The sequence below is a fragment of the Oleiphilus sp. HI0123 genome (assembly GCF_001635315.1).
In genome coordinates this window covers 1-1,885 of record NZ_LWGE01001402.1, presented here as the reverse complement: position 1 = coordinate 1,885, position 1,885 = coordinate 1, and the positions used below count along the sequence as shown (strand labels likewise).

Below are 1,885 nucleotides of genomic sequence, written 5' to 3'. Positions count from 1 at the left end.
TAAAAAAGTTAGTCAAACAGGCTGATCACATAATTCATTGTGGTGACCCTGATAGGGAAGGTCAGCTACTGGTGGATGAGCTGATTCACCATGTCGGCGTTAAAGCGTCAGTGAAAGATAGTATTGAACGCTGCCTGATTAGTGATTTAAATCTACCCGCTGTTAAGCAAGCCCTGGCTTCTCTAAAGTCGAATAAAGACTTTGTGCCTTTATCTGTTTCAGCTTTAGCTCGTTCACGTGCAGACTGGCTTTATGGAATGAACCTAACTCGCGCTTTTACGCTTCAGGCTCAAAAGGTCGGTTTTCAGGGCCTGGTTTCAATCGGGCGGGTGCAAACACCCTTGCTAGGCTTGATTGTTCGGCGAGATGCAGAAGTTGAAGCCTTTGTGGTGCGAGACTATTACGAAGTCGATGCCCATATCCAAATATCTGAACAACAAGTTTTATCTGCCCGTTGGCAGCCGAGCGAAGCTTGCGAGCCCTATCAGGACAGCGAAGGGCGAGTCATAAACAAAGCTTTGGCTGAAAATGTGGTGGCGCGAATTAAGGGGCAGCCAGCTAATGTTGAAGCAACAAGTGCTAAGTCCAAGAAGCAAGTTGCGCCTTTGCCATATAATTTATCTGCGTTACAGATCGATGCTGCTAAAGCATTTGGTATGAGTGCTAAGACCGTCTTGGATACTTGTCAGAATCTGTATGAACGACATAAACTGATTACCTATCCTCGCTCTGACAATCGTTATCTACCCTCGGGGCACTTAAGCCAATCTGCACAAATTTTCGATGCAATCGCTAGCAATACCAACTTACAGAATATATGTAACAGTGCCGACTCAAGTTTAAAAGGACGTGTTTGGAATGATGCCAAGGTTGGTGCTCATCACGCGATCATTCCAACTGCGAATAAGTCAAAAAAGGGATTATTGAGTAAAGCTGAGCAGCAAGTATATGAATTGATAGCAAAGCACTATCTTATTCAGTTTTTTCCGGCTTGGGCTTATACCGACCGTGAAATCAGCTTTCGAATTGCCGGTGGCTTATTCCGAGCAAAGTCGAGGGAAACCAGTGAGCCGGGTTGGAAGCAGGTACTTAAATCCACTAAGGATGAAAAACAAACCGTAGCTTTACCTCAGCTCAAGAAAGGTGAGCGTTTTACTTGTTTATTTGGAGACTTGCTTAGCAAGCTTACTCAGCCTCCTAAACACTTTAGCGATGCAAGTTTACTCGCGGCGATGACCGGTATAGCCCGTTTTGTGAGTGACCCCGAGATCAAAAAAATACTAAAAGATACCGATGGTCTTGGAACAGAAGCGACACGTGCTTCGATCATTGAGCTGTTATTCAAGAGGCAGTTTATTTACCGAGAAGGTAAAGCCATTAAAGCGACAGAGGCTGGTAGAAAAGTGATAGCGAGTCTGCCAGAAGAGGTTTCATTGCCCGATATGACTGCACACTGGGAGTTGATGCTAAAGCAAATGAGTCAGGGGGAGTATGCATATGCTGATTTTATGCTGCCACTTGAACAACAAATCAGTCACTTACTATGTAGGGCAAAAGATACACACCTTTCAGCCTTAGCTGGCCTTAAAGCGCAAAACAAATTTAAAAAACGTAAATATAAGGCCCGACGCAAAAAGGCGAGCCCCACATTAAAAGTTGGCGCTTAACGAAATGCGCAACCGGGCTCTTTTCCTAAGGCTTTTAGTAGCATGGCCATTGGGCAGAATCCTGTGAATGCTGCCTGAAACATATTGACGCCAACAAAAGCCGTAAATGCCAGCCAATAGACCGAATGGACCTGACTGAGAATAACACTAACAAGAATAAACAGCCCGGCAACGGCAAATACAGTTCTATCGATATTCATGATCTAAAACCTCTTCTA

The 1,885-nt window shown here is 44.6% G+C and carries 2 protein-coding genes; one reads left to right on the top strand and one right to left on the bottom strand.

Annotation, left to right across the window (positions count from 1 at the left end):
• Window positions 1-1,667: DNA topoisomerase 3 (locus A3761_RS17900; protein WP_068750622.1), on the top strand; the 1,667-nt coding region annotated here is incomplete at its 5' end.
• Here the strand turns inward: A3761_RS17900 and A3761_RS17895 are convergent.
• Window positions 1,664-1,867: a DUF2892 domain-containing protein gene (locus tag A3761_RS17895; RefSeq protein WP_068512074.1), complete on the bottom strand. Its 204-nt coding sequence runs from the start codon at window positions 1,865-1,867 to the stop codon at window positions 1,664-1,666. The two genes, A3761_RS17900 and A3761_RS17895, sit on opposite strands and share 4 nt — an antisense overlap.
• Window positions 1,868-1,885: the final 18 nt, after the last annotated feature.

Bases quoted from the DNA above. Each gene is read 5' to 3' on its own strand.
- A3761_RS17895 (WP_068512074.1), bottom strand. From the start codon at position 1,867: ATGAATATCGATAGAACTGTATTTGCCGTTGCCGGGCTGTTTATTCTT.